Below are 17802 nucleotides of genomic sequence, written 5' to 3'. Positions count from 1 at the left end.
TTTGTCTCAGAGCTTTCGTGACTGTCCGATGCCCCCTCTGCTGTTGTCTTCTGCCGGCCCCCGCCCGTGGGCGTCGTTCCTGCTGGCCACGGCGTTCGCCGTCCTGGCCGGCGCGGTGCATGCCGCGCCGCCCGAGGCCAACGCCAGCGGCGTGTTCCTCAACGCCGCCGGCGACGTGCTGACCGCGCGCCATGCGGTGGCCGACTGCCGTTCGCTGTTCGCCCTCAAGGACGCGCAGGTGGCGCAGGCCCGGGTGATCGCCGAGAGCGCCGAGCTCGACGTCGCGGTGCTGCGCACCACCCTCACGCCGTACCTGCACGCCACGCTCGCGGCGGACGCGCGCGCGCCGGCCCCGGGCAGCGTGGGCGTGTTCACCGAGGCCTACGCGGTGCTGCAGCGCATGCCCGATCGCGCGGCGTTGCTCAGCAACGCCATGACCGTGCCTGGCGTGGAAGGCCTGCAACTGCTGTCGGGCGTGCAACCCGGCGCCAGCGGCAGCGCGGTGCTGGGTGCCGACGGCCTGCTGCTCGGCGTGGTGGTCGAGCGTGTCGCCGCCGCGCCGCACGCGTCGGGCATGGTGCTCAGCCGCGCAGCCTCGGCCGCGGGCGTGGCGGGCGGCGTGACGCGGGTGCGCGCGGTGCCGGCGGCGCGCCTGCGCGACTTCCTGGACGCCCACGGCATCGCGTACACGCACAGCCGCGAACCGCAGCTCGGCCCCCAGCAGTCGCCCGCCGCGCGGGCCTCGACCCTGGCGGTCGGCGTGCTGTGCGGCTGAACGTCCTTCTTCGACTTTTCATTGGAACTCCCATGACCTTTTCTTTCGGCAAGATCCGCGGCTGGCGCCGCCTGCGCCTGGCGCTCGGCGGGCTCGGCCTCGGGCTGTCCGCCGCCGCCGCGCCCCTGGCCGCATCGGCGCAGGCCCAGCCGCAGGTGCCGCAGCACTGGATCAGCTACGCCAACCTCGCCAGCAACCAGCTGCAGTCGTCGCTCAGCGACCCGGCCAGCGACACCGTGGTGCGCCTGCACACGTGGATGCAGGACCGCATGCTGAAAGAAGGCCAGCCCGTGCCGCCCGCGCCGGTGGTGGTGCGCGTGTGGGTCGCGGGCAGCGGCAAGGTCGAGCGCGTGGCCTTCGATTCGCTGGGCGATGCGCAGGCCGACACCGACCTGCGCGCGCTGCTCACCGCGCAGCCGCTGGCCGAGCCGCCGCCGCGCGACATGCGCCAGCCGATGGTGCTGCAACTCACGCTCAGCTTTGTCGCGCGCACCTGACCGATCGCGGCGCCTTTGCGTGGCGCTGCTGGGCCTGGCGGCTGCAGTACCGCTGCACGCCGCCATGCCCTGGCCCGTGCCGGGGCTCGCGGCACTGGTGAAGGCCTTCGGGCCGGCCGTGGTCCACATCGGCGTGGAGCGGCCGTCGGCGCCGGCGCGCCGCTTCAGCGACCGCTGGCTGCTGCGCGCGCCGCCGGCCGAGGCCGACGAGAGCAGCCTGGGCAGCGGCTTCCTCGTGAGCACCGACGGGCTCATCCTCACCAACGCGCACGTGGTCGCGCACGGCACGCAGATCCGCGTGAAGCTGCCCGACCGGCGCGAGTTCCGGGCGCGGCTCATCGGCCTCGATGCGCTGGCCGACGTCGCGCTGCTGAAGATCGACGCGACCGGCTTGCCCACGGTGCGCATCGGCGATCCGGCGGACGTGGAGCCCGGCGACGGCGTGGCCGCCATCGGCTCTCCCTACGGCTTCGGCAACTCGGTGACGGCCGGCATCGTCAGCGCCAAGGGGCGGTTGCTGCCGGGGGCGGAGTCGATGCAGTTTTTGCAGACCGACGTGCCGATCAACCCCGGCAACTCGGGCGGGCCGCTGTTCAACCTGCGCGGCGAGGTGATCGGCATCAACTCGCGCATCTACAGCCGCAGCGGCGGCTACCAGGGGCTGTCGTTCGCCATTCCCATCGACGCCGCCATGCGCATCAAGGACCAGCTGCTGGCCACCGGCACCGTCACGCGCGGGCGCATCGGCGTGTCCGTGCAGGAGGTGGGGCAGGCGCTGGCCGACACCTTCCGCCTGCCGCGTCCGGCCGGCGCGCTGGTGACCGACGTCGAGCCGCGCGGCGCGGCGGCGCGCGGTGGGCTGAAGACCGGCGACGTGATCCTGTCGGTGCAAGGCCGCGAGGTGGTGCAGGCGGCCGATGCGCTGGGCTTCATCGCCGAGCAGGTGCCGGGGCAGCGCGCGCGGCTCATGGTGTGGCGCGACCGCGCCGAGCACGTGGTCGAGGTGAAGGTAGAGGGCTACGACACGCCGCGCCTGCAGGGCGACGCGGCGGCGGCGGCCTCGGTGCCTTCGCGCCTGGGCTTCGCGGTGCGCCCGCTGGCGCCGGCCGAGCGGCAGTTCCTGCGCGTGGAGGGCGGGCTGCTGGTGCAGCGCGTGAACGTCGCGGCGTCGCGCGCGGGCGTGCAGCCGGGCGACGTCATCCTGGCGCTCAACGGCCAGCCGATCGACAGCGCCGAAGCCCTGGCCCAGGCGCTGGAAGGAGCCGACGGCACGGCGGCGTTGCTGGTGCAGCGCGCAGGGGCGCGGATCTTCGTGCCGATCTGCGCGCAGGCCGGGTCGCCGAAGTGCTGAGAAGGCCTCGCGCTGACCGGCCAAGTCATCCGAACGTCATGCAGCGAACCTAGCATCCGCTTCGACATGCCCCCCGGGCCGTGGCTTTCGCCGGGCGTATCGAACTCATGCGGCATGCACCTCCTTCCTTTCCTCTTGTCTCCCTGGCCGGCATCGCGTTGGTCGCCTGCATGACCGGGCCGTGGACGAGCGCCCGCGCGCAGTCCGACGCGGCGCCGCTTCGGCCGCAGGCCGCGCGCATCGCCTTCGACATCGCGGCCCAGCCGCTGGCTGCCGCGCTGGAGCAGTACGGCCGCGCGACCGGGCTGCCCGTGTTCTTCGATGCCGAACGCGTGGCCGGACGCCAAGCCGCGCCCGTACACGGCCTGTTCGATGCGCAGGCCGCACTCGATGCGCTGCTCGCGGGAACGGGCCTGGTTGCCGACGACGCCGGCGTGGGGGCCACGACCGCCTTCGTGCTCCGGCTCGCGCCGGCTGTGCCCGCGCCGGCACGTCCGGCTGATGCGGTGCAGGTCGCGCCTGCGACCGTTCACCGCGGCTACGACGGGCTGGTCCAGACCCGCGTCTGGGAAGCCCTGTGCGCCCACCCGCGCGCGGCACCGGGCGGCTACCGCGCGGCGATGCGCTTCGTGATCGACGGCACCGGCCGCATCGCCCATGCCTTCCTGCTGCACACCAGCGGCGAGCGCGTGCGCGACGAGGCCATCCTCGACACGCTGCGGCAGTTGCGCATCGATCGCGCGCCGCCGCCGGACATGGCGCAGCCGCTCACGATGCTGATCCTGCCGCGCTCGCAGACGCCCGGGCTCGAGTGCCCGGTGCGCCACTGACGCCACCGCCATGCCCGAGAACGCGCTGCCCGCGTTGCGCGACTTCCTGGTCGCGCGCTACGACGAGCTCAAGCAGCGGCTTGCGCGGCGGCTGGGCAATGCCGAGCGCGCCGGCGATGCGCTGCAGGACACCTGGCTGCGCCTGGAAAGCCGCGACGACATCGACGGCGTGCACGATCCCGCCGCCTACCTGCTGCGCGTGGCCGTCAACCTGGCCTACGACCAGGTCGCGAAGCAGGGGCGCCTGGCCACGTCCGACGAGATCGAGGCGCTGCTCGACGAAACGCCCGACCCCGCGCCGGGGCCCGCGCAGATCGCGCAGGACCGCGCGGAGCTGGCCACGCTGCGCGCGCTCATCGAGCGGCTGCCGCCACGGCGCCGGCAGGTGCTGGTGATGGTGCGCTGGCAGCACCTGCCGCAGCGCGAGGTGGCGGCGCGGCTCGGCATCTCGCTGCGCACGGTGGAGAAGGAACTCAAGGAAGCGCATGACCACATCGCCGCCCGCATGGGCCGCGCGGACCGCATGCCGCAAGGGAGGGAGCCGCATGAAAAATAAAGTGCGGTTCACCGCGTCGAGAGCCGTCTCATGGGTATGCGACATCTTTCAGCGCGCACGGGTTGAAGCCCCGATGACCCCGTCCGATGCACACGCCCAGGCCTTGCGCGAAGCGCAGGCCTGGCTGCGCCGGCTGTCGTCCGGCGCGGCCACGCAGCACGACGTCGAGGGCTTTCGCCGCTGGCGCGACGGCAACCCGCTGCACCAGCCTGCGCTCACGCAGGCCCGGCGCCTGTGGCAGGCGCTCGACCCGGCCATCGGCGGCATGCCGGCCGAGGTCCAGCGAGCTCCCGTGTCGTCGGCGCGGCCGGTGGCCGCGCGCCGCGCGTTCCTCGGTGCGGCGGTGGGTGCGGCTGGCGCCGCGGGCGTGGCGGTGGTCTCTCAGCCGCTGGGCCTGTGGCCGTCGCTCGGCGAGTGGAACGCCGACTACCGCACGGCCACCGGCGAGCAGCGCGCGGTGCAGGTGGCCGAGGGCGTCGACCTGATGCTCAACACGCAGACCAGCGTGCAGCGACGCAGCGTCGAGGGCCGCGTCGTCGGCATCGACCTGATCGCGGGCGAGGCGGCGGTCGATCTGGTGGCCGGGCCGCAGCCCTTCGGCGTCGTGGCGGGCGCGGCCCGCAGCGAGGCGAAGGCCGGCCGCTTCGAGGTGCGCTACCTCGCGGGCCGGGGCTGCGTGACCTGCCTCGAAGGGCGCGTGCGCGTCACGCACGCGAGGGGCACGCGCGACCTGCAGGCCGGCGAGCAGGTGCTGTACGACGCGGCTTCGCTCGGGCCGGTGGCGGCTGTGGCCACCCGCGAGGCCTCGGCCTGGCGCAGCGGCGTGCTGGTGTTCCGGCAGACGCCGCTGGCGCACGTGATCGAGGAGATCAACCGCTATCGGCCGGGCCGCGTGGTGCTGCTGGCGCAGCGCCTGGCCGGGCGCGAAGTCAGCGGGCGTTTCGCCATCGCTTCGCTCGACACGGTGCTGGTGCAGATCCAGCGCTCGTACGACCTCGAGGCGCGCGCACTGCCGGGCGGCGTGCTGCTGCTTAGCTGATGAATGTGACAGCCTGATTGGCCCTCGCGTGCACTCAGGATTGGTCCAGAAACTTAGCGGTTTTGTTTGCGTCTGTCGGTCTGTCCAGTAAGGGGCACGGATTCCGTGCCGGTGCATGTCATTCTTTACTGGGCGTCAGATGAACACACACGAGGGACACCGCAGCCGCCGCCAGGGCGCTGCCGTGCAGGCGAGGAGTTTCCGGATTTCGCCGCTGGCACAGGCCATGGCGCTGGCACTGGCCGCCGGCGCGGCCGCCGCGCCGGCCCATGCGCAGCGCGCCTTCAGCCCGAGCTGGTTCAACGCCAAGGGCGCGGCGCAGGCCACGGCCACGGCCACCGGCCTGATGCCCAATGGGCTGCCGGCGGCGCAGCTCACGAGCCCGCTCGCGCAGCAGCAGCGCGCGAGCGAGCAGCTGCAGCAGTCGATCGGCAACCTGAACCTGGCGGCGCGCGGCATCGCGGCGCAGCAGGCGGCACAGGCGGCCGCGCGGCGCGCCGCGCAGAACGACCCCTCGGTGCCCGACGGCCTGACCGAAGGCGGCCTGAAGGTCGACACGAATTCGCTGACCGCCGGCTGGTCGAATGCGCGCGCGCTGACCGGTGATTCGCAGAAGCAGGTCGACGGCCGCACGGTCGTCACCGTCGAGCAGACAGCCGACAAGGCCATCCTCAACTGGGAGACCTTCAACGTCGGGCGCAACACCACCGTGGCCTTCGCGCAGCGCAAGGACTGGGCGGTGCTCAACAAGGTGAACGACCCGCAGGCGCGGCCTTCGCAGATCCAGGGGCAGATCAAGGCCGACGGCACGGTGATGGTCGCCAACCGCAACGGCATCGTGTTCAGCGGCAGCAGCCAGGTCGACACACGCAACCTCGTGGCCGCGGCGGCGCAGATCGACGACGCGCAGTTCCAGGCCCACGGCGTGTACGCCAACGGCAGCGCGCCCAACTTCAAGAACGCGCAAGGCCGCGTCGAGGTGCAGGCCGGTGCCAGGCTTTCCACGCCCGCACCCGCTTCGGCCACGCAGGGCGGCGGCTATGTGCTGCTGCTGGGCGCCGAGGTGCACAACGCCGGCGAGATCGCCACGCCCGGCGGGCAGACGCTGCTCGCGGCGGGCGATCACTTCGCCATCCGCAAGGGGGTGGGCACCGACGGCAACCTGGGCTCGACCACGCGCGGCAACGAAGTCGCGGTCACGCTGGACACGAACAGCCCGGCGGGCACGGTGCGCAACACCGGGCTGATCCAGGCGACCACCGGCGACGTCACGCTGGCCGGGCGCGAAGTGGTGCAGGGCGGCGTCGTCCTTTCCAGCACCTCGGTCAACACACGCGGCACGGTGCACCTGAACGCGACCGGCGCTGCGGGCCAGGTCCGGTTCGGCGAAGGCAGCACCACGGCCATCGTGCTCGACACCGGCGGGGCGACCGCGCTCGACAGCCAGCGCGCCGGGCTCATGGCGCCGGCGGTCCAGCTGGGCACCGGCACCATCGTGCTGGCGGGCAACGACCGCCGCGACCTGTCGCGCGTCGAAGTCGCCAGCGGCGGCACGGTCGAGTTCCAGGCCGGCTCGCTCACGCTGGCCACCGGCGGCCAGGTGGTGGTCGACGCGAAGCAGCGCAGCCTCGTGCGCGAGGGTGCGCGCATCGACGTGTCGGGCGCGGTGGGCGTGAAGCTCGCGATGGAATCCAACAACATCAAGATCAACGTGCAGGGCAACGAGCAGCGCGATGCGCCGCTCAACCGCGACAGCAAGAACCTCAACAACAACGACCTGTGGATCGACCGGCGCTCGCTGGTCTTCGTGCCCGGCGGCACCGGCGGCTACCAGGGCGAACGCTGGTACACCGGCGGCGGCCTGCTCGAGGTGGGCGGCTACCTCGGCACGCAGGCGCACGGCGTGGGCGAGTGGATGGCGCAGGGCGGCGTGGTGGGCTTCAGCGGCGGCGAGCTGGTCACGCAGCGCGGCGCGAGCATCAACATCTCGGGCGGCACGCTCGACGTGCTCACGGGCAGGCTCAACCAGAGCTGGCTCAAGGGCGCCGACGGGCGGCTCTACGAAGTGTCGAAGGCGCCGGGCGACCTGCGCTACACGGGCGTCTACAAGGGCTTCGAAGACGAGCACGCGCGCTGGGGCAAGAAGACGACGGGCTTCTTCTACAACCCGCTGATCGGCCCGCAGACGCGGCTGGAAAGCGGCTACACCGTGGGCCGCGACGCCGGCCTGCTGATCGTCGGCACGCAGGCCGCGGTGCTCGAAGGCGAGATCGTCGGCGAGACCTTCCAGGGCGAGCGCCAGACGCAGGCGCGGCAGGCCGGGCTCGACGGCTACCAGCAGTCGACCGGCGCGGTGGCGCAGCGCGGGCAGCTCGTCGTGGGCCGCTACGACGCCTACTACGACAAGACGGCCGGTGTGATCCACCGGCGGCTCGACAGCGCCGGCATCAAGAACGTGGTGCTGGGCGATGCGGCCGACGGCATTGCCGCGGGGCTCGACCTCGCGACGGCGCTGCCGGCCGAACGCCGCGACACGCTGGTGCTCGATGCGGCGCAGCTCAGCGGCTTTCGCCTGGGCGCGGTGCGCATCGCGGCCACCGACAGCATCGCGGTCGACAAGGCGCTGCAGGTCGGCGATGGCGGCCACCTCGTGCTGTACAGCCCGAACGTGAAGGTCAACGCTGACCTCGTCGCGCGCGGCGGCGGCATCCAGCTGGGCAACGTGCTCGAACAGGTCAGCCTCAACTACCTGAAGGACACGAGCACGCTCACCGCGCCCGACGGCGGCACGACCTCGGTGGTGCTCGCCAGCGGTGCGACGCTCGACACCCGCGGCCTGTGGACCCACCTGCTGACGAACCCGGCCGACGCGGGCGGCGTGGCGTACCGCAACGGCGGCCGCGTGTCCGTGCGCAGCACCGGCGACGTGGTGCTGGGCACCGGCAGCGTCATCGACGTGTCGTCCGGTGCGGCGCTGTTGTCGAAGGCCAAACAGCAAGGCGGCAAGGGCGGCAGCGTCACGCTCGAGGCGGACGGCTTCAACGCCGGCAGCGGCCATGTCGCGCTCGACGGCGCGGTGCTGCGCGGCCACGGCGTGGACGGTGGCGGCACGCTGACCGTGCAGACGATGCGCGTCGCCATCGGCGACACCTCGGGCACGGCGCAGGCCGACACGCTGATGCTCGACGCCGGTTTCTTCGACAAGGGCTTCAGCCGCTATGCGCTCATCGGCAACCACGGCCTCACCGTGGCCGACGGTGCGCAGATCGACGTGACGATGCCGGTGTACCGCTTCGGCGCCCACGCGCAGGACATCGCCACCGGCAGCCGTCCGGCCGACGCGCTCGAGGTGTGGACGCCGCCGCTCTACCAGGAAGACGCGACCCAGGCCGTGCTCACGCAGCGCAAGGGCGCGAGCCTGTCGCTGCAGGCCGGCACGACGACCACGCTCGCCCAGGAACTGCCCACGGTGCAGGCCGTGGTGGGCAAGGGCGCGGCCATCCACGTCGACCCGGGCCAGGCCATCGAGGTGCGCAGCGCCGGCCAGCTCACGGTGGACGGCATGCTGCGCGCGAACGGCGGGCGCATCGTGCTGAAGACGGTGGACATCACCGACCTCGAGGCCGACATTGCCAATGCAAAGGCCCATGCCCGCTCGATCTGGATCGGCGGGCAGGCGGTGCTCGATGTGTCGGCACATGCGGCCACCGCCACCGACACCACCGGCAAGCGCTACGGCCTGGTGCGCGACGGCGGCAGCATCGTGGTCGGCGGCGAGATCGATCCGGTGGGGAGCAAGGCCACCGCGTCGCAGAACTTCGTCGTCGTGCGCCCGGGCGCGCTGCTCGATGCCTCGGGCACGCATGCGGTGCTCGACGTGCCCGGCATGGGCGCCACCGACGTGGCGAGCAGTGGCGGCAGCATCTCGCTCGCGTCGTACAACGGGCTGCAACTGGACGGCACCCTGCGCGCCGTCGCGGGCGGCGAGCGCGCGGCCGGCGGCACGCTGGCCGTGGTGCTCGGCACGCCGGGCCTGCGCCTGCACCTGGACCCGCTGCAGCAGGCGGAAGACCGCGTGCGCCGGCACCGCGTGCTGGTGCTGGGTGTGGCGCAAGGCGCACCGCTCGCGCCCGACACCCTGCAGGCCGGCGTCGACGACGGTGCGCTCGCCTACGGTCAGGGCCGACTGGGCACCGACACGGTCCGGCGCGGCGGCTTCGACAGCCTCTCGCTGTTTGCCGGCTCCACGCTCGCCTTCGAAGACGGCGTCGACCTGCGCATGCGGCAGGGCCTGCAGATCTACGCGGGCGGCCTCGCGCTCGGCAAGGACGCACCCGACGACGCGCACGTGGCGCTGTCGGCCGCGCACGTGCGGCTGGCCGGCGCGATGCCGTCGTTCTCGCGCGAAGTCTTGAGGGCGCCCGTCGCCGAAGGCGGTGTGGTGCGCGTGCCGTCCGGCACCCGCCTCGATGTGGCCGGCGACCTGATCGACATCCGCGACGGCATGGGCTTCGGCGTCAACGGCAAGGTCCCCGTGCTCGACGGCGCGAGCGAAGCGCCCACGGTCGACCTGGCCGCCTTCGGCCATGTCACGCTGGCCAGCAGCGGCGACCTGCGCTTTCTGCAAGGCCGGCAAGACGTCGGCGTTTCCACGAGCCTCGTCGTGCCCGGCAGCCTGACCTTGCGCGCCGCGCAGATCTACCCGGCCACGGGCGTGGTGGCGCTCGTGTCCGCAGGCCTGGCGCCGGACGGCACCTACCGGCCCGACACGGCGCTGCGCATCGAGGGCACGGGTGCGAGCCCGCAGGTGCCGTACTCGGCCTTCGGCGACCTGTCGCTGCGCGCCGGCGTCATCGAGCAGGGCGGCGTGGTGCGGGTGCCGCTCGGGCAGCTGACGCTCGGCGATGCGCTCACCACGCAGGTCAGGCTGCTGCCCGGCAGCCTCACGTCCGTGAGCGGCGAGGGGCTGGACATGCCCTATGGCGGCACGGTCGACGGCATCAATTACCTGTACGACGGCAAGCAGGTCAAGCTCACCGGCGTGGGCGCGGGCGACACCTACAAGCGCAACCAGACGATCGGCCTCACGTTCATGGGGGCCAGCGTGCAGGGCCAGGAAGGCGCCACGCTCGACCTGTCGGGCGGCGGCAACCTCAGGGGCGCGGGCTTCGTGAGCGGACGCGGCGGCTCGACCGACGCGCGCTTCAGCCCGCTGATGCAGGTCGGCGCCCGCGGCGGCTTCACGTTGCCGGGGCTCGCGACCAACCCCGTGTATGCCATCGTGCCCGGCGTGCAGCCGGCGGTGGCGCCCACGGGCGCGGAGAAGGGCGCGGTCGATCCGCTCGTGGGTCAGCACATCACCATCGGCGCCGGCGTGCCGGGCCTGCCCGCGGGCACCTACACGCTGATGCCCTCGACCTATGCGCTGCAGCAAGGCGCCTTCCGCGTGGAGCTGAACGGCGCGGCCGGCCTGGGCGCGCCCACCGGCACGCTGGCGATGCGCAACGGCTCGTGGCTCACGGCCGCGCAGCTGGGCGTGGGCCGCACCGGCATCGGCGACGCGCTGTTCCGTCAGGCCATCGTGACTTCGGGCGAGGTGCTGCGCAGCTACTCGCAGTACAACGAGATGGACTACGGCGACTTCGTGCGCGCCGACGCGCTGCGCGTGGGCGTGCCGCGCGCCATGCTGCCGGCGGACGCGCGCAACCTGCACCTGAAGCTCGCGCCCGGCGCGGGCGCCGAGGCCTTGCGCTTCGACGGCACGGCGCGCTTCCAGGTGGGCGAGGGCGGGCGGGGCGGTTCCGTGGTGGCCACGAGCAGCGAGGAGCAGCTCGGTCTCGAGATCGTCGCGGCCGGCGCGCCGGCGACGGCGGGCTTCCAGGGCGTCACGCTGGATGCGGGCGCGCTCAGTGGCATGGGCGCGTCGCGCCTGGTCATCGGCGGCTTGCAGGGCTCCGACTACGGGCAGAGCGGCAACGTCATCCAGACCGGCGACGGTGGGCAGAGCGTGGTGCTGCGCCAGGGGGCGGTGCTGTCCGCACCCGAGGTGTTCTTGGCCGCGGTGGGCGTGACCGAGGGCACGCCGCTCAGCGTGGTCGTCGAGCAGGGCGCGCGCATCCACACCCTGGGCCGTGGCAAGGCCGCCTACGATGCCGGCGACGGCTTCGTCTACGCCGCGACCGGCCAGATGCTGATGGTCTCCAACGGCCGGGTGAGCACGCTGCCGGTGCCGCAGACCCAGGCCACCTCGGACAACCGCAGCCTGCAGATCGGCGTGTGTGCCAGCGCGTCGTGCAGCGGGCAGACCGAGCTGTATTCCGAGGGCACCATCGCGATGGTGACGCCCGACCGCTTCGAGATGAACGAGGCGGTGCGCTACGGCACACGCCACCTCACGCTGGCGGTGCGCGGCATCAACGTGGGCGACAGCGCCGCGCTGGCCGCCGCCGCGCAGAACCACACGCTGCCGCCGGGACTGGCCATGAGCCAGGCCCTGCTCGACCGCCTGCTGCGCGGCGACCGGCAGTACGGCGCGCCCGCGCTCGAAACGCTGGAGCTGAGCGCCAGCGGCGGCGTCAATTTCTTCGGCACCGCGGCGCTGGACACCATCGACCCCGCCACCGGCAAGGCGACGATGGCGCAGCTGGTGCTGGCCACGCCTGCCATCTATGGGCAGGGCGGCGCGGACGACGTGGCCACCATCCGCACCGGCCGCCTGGTGTGGCAGGGCGCGACCACGGCGCCTTCCGCCGTGGTGCGCGAAGGCGCGGGCACCGGCAGCGGCACGCTGAACATCGAGGCCGAGCACATCGAGTTCGGCTACGGCCCCCACAGCCAGCCGAGCGGCCTGGAAGATGCGGGTCGCCTGGTGCTGGGCTTTGCCGACGTGAACCTCAAGGCGTCCGAGCGCGTGAGCGCCAACCACAAGGGCAGCCTGTCGGTCTACCAGTCGCAGGGCACGTACGAAGCAGGCAAGGGCTACGCGTACAGCGGCGGCAACCTGAGCATCGTGGCGCCGCTGCTGACGGGCGAGGCGGGCTCGGTGAACCGCATCACGGCGGGTGGCACGCTGCGCGTGGCCGCACCCGCGGGCGCGCCGGCGGCGGCCACCGGCGATGCGGCGCTGGGCGCCGAGCTGAGCCTGCGCGGACGCGACGTGACGCTGGACACCGCCGTGGCGCTGCCCAGCGGCAAGCTCACGCTGAGCGCCGAACGCGACCTCGTGCTGACCGACCGCGCGGTGCTCGACCTGTCGGGCCGCCAGGTGGTGTTCAACGACCTGAGCCGGTACAGCGCCGGTGGTGACGTGGTGCTCGAAAGCCTGCACGGCAACCTGCGGCAGGCGGCGGGGTCGGTGATCGACATCTCGGCGAAGAACAACCGCGCCGGCACGCTGAAGGCGATGGCGCTCGACGATGCCGCCGGCACGGTCGACCTGCAGGGCCGGATCCTCGGCGCGAGCAGCGGCCACTACGACGCGGGCGGCACGCGGGTGCCGTTCGCGGCGGGCAGCGTGGACGTGCGCGCGCGGCAGCTCGGCGATGCCGAATTCGCGGCGCTCAACCAGCGACTGAACGACGGCGGCGTGTTCGGCGCGCGCAGCTTCCAGCTGCGCCAGGGCGACCTCACCATCGGCGACGGCCTGAAGGCCGGCGAGGTGAACGTGTCGCTCGACAACGGCAGCCTCACCGTCACCGGCACCATCGACGCGAGCGGCGAGCGCGTGGGCCGCATCAGCCTGGCCGCGAAGCACAACCTCACGCTGGTCGGCAGCGCGGTGCTCGATGCGCACGGCCGCACGCTGCGCGTGGACAGCCACGGCCAGATCATCGATTCGCCGAATCGCGCGATGGTCGAGCTCACGTCGAACGACGGGCAGCTCACGCTGGCCTCGGGTTCGCGCATCGACCTGCGCCACGGCACCAACGCCCAGGTGGGCGGCGAACCGGGCCAGAACGACGGCAGGGCGCGCGGCACGCTGGAACTCAACGCGGGCCGCACCGGTGAGACCGTCGGCGACATCCGCATCGACGCCAGCGGCAGCATCGCCATCGAGGGCGCGCGCTCCATCGCCGTGAACGGCATGTGGCGCTACGACGATGCACGCTTCGGCACCGACGCCGCGGCCACCGGCCGGCCTTACCAGGTCATCGACCAGGCGTACCTCGACGCCAAGCACCTGCAGAGCACGGCCTTCATCGACCACGCGCTGGCCAACGGCGCGCTGATGAACGGCAAGCTCGCGGGCCTGAACAACGCGCGCTATGCCGACGCCTTCCACCTGCGTCCCGGCGTGGAGGTCGTCAGCAAGACACCCGACGGCGACCTGGTGGTGCAGGGCGACATCGACCTGTCGGGCTACCGCTATGCGAGCGCCAACCCGCACACACCAAAGACCGGCGTGTACGGCTCGGGCGAGGTGGGCGCGCTGGCCCTGCGCGCGGGCGGCAACCTCGACATCTTCGGCAGCATCAACGACGGCTTTGCGCCGCCGCCCGCCACGCCGGACGACGGCGGCTGGCTGCTGCTGCCGGGCGTCAACCTGCTGCGCGGCGACACCGTGCTGCCGCGCGGCGGCGTGGTGCTGGCCGACGGCACGACCTTCGAGGGAGGCGCCGGCACGCTCAACTACGACCTGCCGATCAAGTCGACGGCCTTCGGGGCCGGGCAGGTGATGCCGGTGGCCAGCGTGCTGGCCAAGGCGCTCGAACTGAAGGTGGGCACGGTGCTGAGCGCCGACGTGCGCGACGCCTCGGGCGCGCTGCTGTTCGCGGCGGGCAGCATCGTCAGCGGCGCCAAGGTGACGCTGCCGGTGGGCACGCGCCTGGGAGCCGGCATGCGCCTGCCGTCGGCAGCCACGCTGTCGGGCGTGGTGTGGCCCAAGGGCGTGCCGCTGTCCGGCGACGGCAAGAAGTTCGTGCTCAACGGCGCCCTCACGCTGCCGCTGGGCGCGCTGCTCCCGGCCGCGACCAACATCAAGCTGCCCGGCGGGGTGACTTCGGTGAACCTGCGCCCGGACGGCGCCGGCAGGCTGTGGGCCGCGGCGGCGATGCTGCCCGAAGGTTCGCAGTCGTGGTCGGTGCGGCTGGCCGCGGGTGCAGACCTGAACGCGGCGGACAACCGCATCGTGCAGGTGCATCCGGCGGCGGGCCGGGGCAACCTGCGGCTGGCGGACAGCCACTACGGGATGTTCGGCAAGCTGAAGCCCGGCGGCGAGTTGTGGAGCGTGGAAGGGTCCATCAACTTCGTGGGCGACGAGAGCATGGCTGGCAAGCCCATCGATTTCGCGGACATCCAGTACCCGGAGCTTTGCGTGGACCTTCCCAGCTATTGCGTCATCGCCGCCCCGGAGTACGGCTACCTGCCGGGCAGCACGCGCTTCAGCGTGGTGCGCACCGGCGCGGCCGATCTCGACCTGCTGGCCGCCGGCAACCTGCGCATGGATTCGCTGTTCGGCGTGTACACCGCCGGCGCCTCGTCGCAGGCCACGCGGGCCGGCGACCCCTACAACCTGCCGCGCGCGGTGGGCGCCAAGGGCACGGTGCTCAACGACGCGAGCGGTGGCTACGAGAAGTTCGTCGATGGCGGCACGCAGAACCTGGCACGCGCCTGGTACCCCGCCTCCGGCGGCAACCTGACGCTCCAGGCCGGCGGCGACCTGACCGGCGACATGACGCTGACCGCCGGCGGCAGCGGCTATGGGCGGCCGAATCCTGCCGACAAGGGCTTCAGCAGCGGCGCCATCGGCAACTGGCTGTGGCGCCAGGGCACGGGCGACAGCTTCGGCGGCGCGCAGGACCAGCCCACGGCGTGGTGGATCAACTTCGGCTCGTATGTCGGCACGACCGGGGCGGCCGACAAGTTGCTCGGCTTCACCGGCTTCGGCACGCTGGGCGGCGGCGACCTGCGCGTGGACGTGGGCGGCAACGCGGGCCTGCAGGGACGGCGCGGCGCCAAGACAGATTCGTCCACCGACAGCCGGCGCAGCCAGGGCCTGGTGCTGGCGGTGGGCGGCACCGGCCGTGTGCTGGCCGACGGCAGCCTGAGCCTGACGGGCGGTGGAGACGTGCTCGTGCGCGTGGGAGGCGCCTTCAATCCGCTCCACACGCCCTACGTCGAGGGTGCCGGTGGCGACTCCGACGCCGGGCTCAACGGGGCCATCGTCAACCTTCGGGGCGACGTGCAGCTGCAGGCCGGCACCCTCGGCAGCCTGCCCCGGGTCTATGGGCTCTCCGAGCGGGCGCAGTCGCCCCGCGAGACCCGCGCCTACGACCTCTACACGGCAACCCGCGGCATGGCGCAAGGCGGCATCGTGTTGGCCCCGGGCGATGCGAACTACACGCTCGCCACGCGTGGCGACCTGGTGGTCAAGGGGGTGATCGATCCGACGCGCGTCGACCTCCCCAACGCCACGCCGTTCAGCGCCAACGGCCTGGAAGGACGGGGCCAGAGCTGGTTCACCCTGTGGACGCCGCACACGGCCATCCGCCTCTTCGGCGCAGGCGGCAACCTGGTGCCGGTGACGGGTGGCGCGGGCGTGCCCGTGACCGACTCGGCCTTCGTCTACCCCTCGATCCTGAGCGCGGTGGCCGCCAGTGGCAGCCTGTTTTATGGCGATGCGGCGACCTTCGACAACACCGGCACGGGCACGCCGCTGGTGCTGGCGCCCTCGGCCCACGGCATGCTGGAGTTCCTGGCCAGCGACTCGATCTATGCGGGAGGCAACACCGTGAGCCAGTCGGGCGCGGCCGCCTCGGCGCTGGCGACGCCGCGGCGTCCGGCGTTCCAGGGCACCGCCAGCAACGGCACGGTGCTCGGCAACCTGTCGGGTGGCAACAACCTGGACGGCGGCGGCGTGCGTCCGCTGTTCGCCTTCGGCCCCAACACGGTGTCGGGTGAAGCGGTGGGCACGCAGCCGGCGCGCTTCTACGCCGTGCATGGCGACCTGGTCGGCGTGAGCAGCGGGCGCATCCTGCGCTTCGGGCCGGACGATGCGACGCGTGCCGGCCAGACCTGGTACGAGGGCGCGCAGCCGGTGTGGATGCGGGCCGGGCGCGACATCGTCGCCAGCGGCACGCCCGTTGGCCAGGCCGAGGCTTCGAGCGGCGTGGCGCAGACCTACTTCGAGAGCCGCGGCAACCTGTTCGCGCACGCAAGGCCGGGCGACATCTCGGTGGTCTCGGCAGGCCGCGACATCCTGTTCAGCACCTTCAACGTGGCCGGCCCCGGCACGCTGGAGATCACGGCCGGGCGCGACATCCGCATGGAGAACAAGGCCTCGGTCAGCAGCCTCGGCGCGGTGGTGCCGGGCGACAGCCGGCCCGGTGCGGGCATCGCGATGTTGGCCGGCGTGGGCGCCCACGGGCCCGACTACGCGGGCTTCGCGCAGCGCTACCTCGACCCGGCCCACCTGATGCAGAGCGGCCAGCCGCTGGCCGACCAGGCCGGCAAGGTGGTGAAGAACTACAACCGCCAGCTCACGCTGGGCGACTGGCTGCGCGCCGAGCATGGCTACAGCGGCGACGACAACGGCGCGGCGGCGTGGATGGCGCAGCGGCAAGCCCGTCTCGACGCGGACACCGGCACGCCGCGCCGCGTGCTCGCCAACGACTACCGGCAGGCGAGCCAGCTGTACCTGGTGAACTGGCTCGAAGCCTCGCAGGGCTACAGCGGCAAGGGCGGCGCACAGGAGGCGCTCGCCTTCTTCAACGCACTGCCGCCGGAACAGCAGCGCAGCTACCTGCGCGGCGTGTACTTCGCGGAGCTGAAGGAGGGCGGGCGCGAATACAACGACGAGGCCGGCGTGCGCTACGGCAGCTACCTGCGCGGGCGCAACGCCATCGCGTCGCTGTTTCCGGGAACGAGCTACAGGGGCGACATCACGATGTTCGGCGCGGCCGGCATCAACACGCTGTTCGGCGGCGACATCGCGCTGCTCACGCCGGGCGGACGCCAGGTGTTCGGCATCGAGGGCGCGGCGCCCCAGGCCGTGGGCACGCTGATTCCGGGTGTCATCACGCAGGGCGCGGGCGACATCTCGCTCTATGCGCTGGGCAGCATCCTGCTGGGCCAGAGCCGGATCATGACCACCTTCGGCGGCAGCGTGCTGGGCTGGTCGGCCGAAGGCGACATCAACGCCGGTCGCGGCTCGAAGACGACGGTGGTCTACACGCCGCCCAAGCGCGTGTACGACCGTTGGGGCAACGTGGTGCTGTCGTCGGACGTGCCGAGCACGGGCGCGGGCATTGCCACGCTGAATCCGATTCCGGAGGTGCCGGCCGGCGACATCGACCTGATCGCGCCGCTGGGCACCATCGACGCGGGCGAGGCGGGCATCCGCGTGTCGGGCAACGTGAACCTGGCGGCGCTGCAGATCGTGAACGCCGACAACATGGCGGTGCAGGGCAAGAGCACGGGGCTGCCGGTGGTGGCGTCGGTGAACGTCGGCGCGCTGACCAATGCCAGCGCGGCGGCCTCGCAGGCCACGGCGGCGGCGCAGGACGTGATGCAGCGCGAACGCGCGGCGGCGCGCCAGAGCCTGCCGTCGGTGTTCTCGGTGCGCGTGCTGGGCTTCGGCAACGAGCCCGCGTCCGGCGCGCCCGAGGCCCCGGAGGTGCGGCGCAGGCCGGCGGAGCAGGCGAGCTACGACCCGTCGGGCTTCGTCCAGATGGTGGGGCACGGTGCGCTCACCGACGCGCAGCTGACGCGCCTGAACGAGCCCGAACGGCGCGGCCTGCCGCGCGGCCGCTAGGCG

General features: G+C 72.7%; 7 protein-coding genes. All 7 read left to right on the top strand.

The features are described from left to right. Positions 1-28: 28 nt before the first annotated feature. The 7 genes from AC3WQR_RS00475 to AC3WQR_RS00445 all read left to right on the top strand — a co-directional run bounded on the left by AC3WQR_RS00475 (position 29) and on the right by AC3WQR_RS00445 (position 17799). On the top strand, positions 29-775 hold the full coding sequence (locus AC3WQR_RS00475; RefSeq protein ID WP_492740874.1) for a S1 family peptidase: 747 nt from the start codon (positions 29-31) through the stop codon (positions 773-775). A 32-nt stretch (positions 776-807) separates the two neighbouring features. Then, positions 808-1272, top strand: coding sequence for a YbaB/EbfC family DNA-binding protein (locus tag AC3WQR_RS00470; RefSeq protein ID WP_492740873.1), 465 nt, complete (start codon positions 808-810; stop codon positions 1270-1272). A 19-nt stretch (positions 1273-1291) separates the two neighbouring features. Beyond that, positions 1292-2623, top strand: a complete 1332-nt coding sequence (locus AC3WQR_RS00465; protein WP_307693238.1) for a trypsin-like peptidase domain-containing protein — start codon at positions 1292-1294, stop codon at positions 2621-2623. Positions 2624-2703: 80 nt separating this feature from the next. Then, entirely contained in the window at positions 2704-3453 is a 750-nt protein-coding gene (locus AC3WQR_RS00460) for a TonB C-terminal domain-containing protein (protein WP_492740872.1), read from the top strand. Positions 3454-3463: 10 nt separating this feature from the next. Then, positions 3464-4009: an RNA polymerase sigma factor gene (locus AC3WQR_RS00455; protein WP_390343183.1), complete on the top strand. Its 546-nt coding sequence runs from the start codon at positions 3464-3466 to the stop codon at positions 4007-4009. A gap of 73 nt (positions 4010-4082) precedes the next feature. Further along, positions 4083-5048, top strand: a complete 966-nt coding sequence (locus tag AC3WQR_RS00450; protein ID WP_492740871.1) for a FecR family protein — start codon at positions 4083-4085, stop codon at positions 5046-5048. A 139-nt stretch (positions 5049-5187) separates the two neighbouring features. After that, positions 5188-17799: a filamentous hemagglutinin family protein gene (locus AC3WQR_RS00445; RefSeq protein WP_492740870.1), complete on the top strand. Its 12612-nt coding sequence runs from the start codon at positions 5188-5190 to the stop codon at positions 17797-17799. Positions 17800-17802: the final 3 nt, after the last annotated feature.

The organism is Variovorax sp. FW305-3-2-15-B-LB1, from assembly GCF_058787635.1.
The sequence above is the reverse complement of the archived record's forward strand: the minus strand, read 5'-3'. Positions and strand labels throughout refer to the sequence as shown.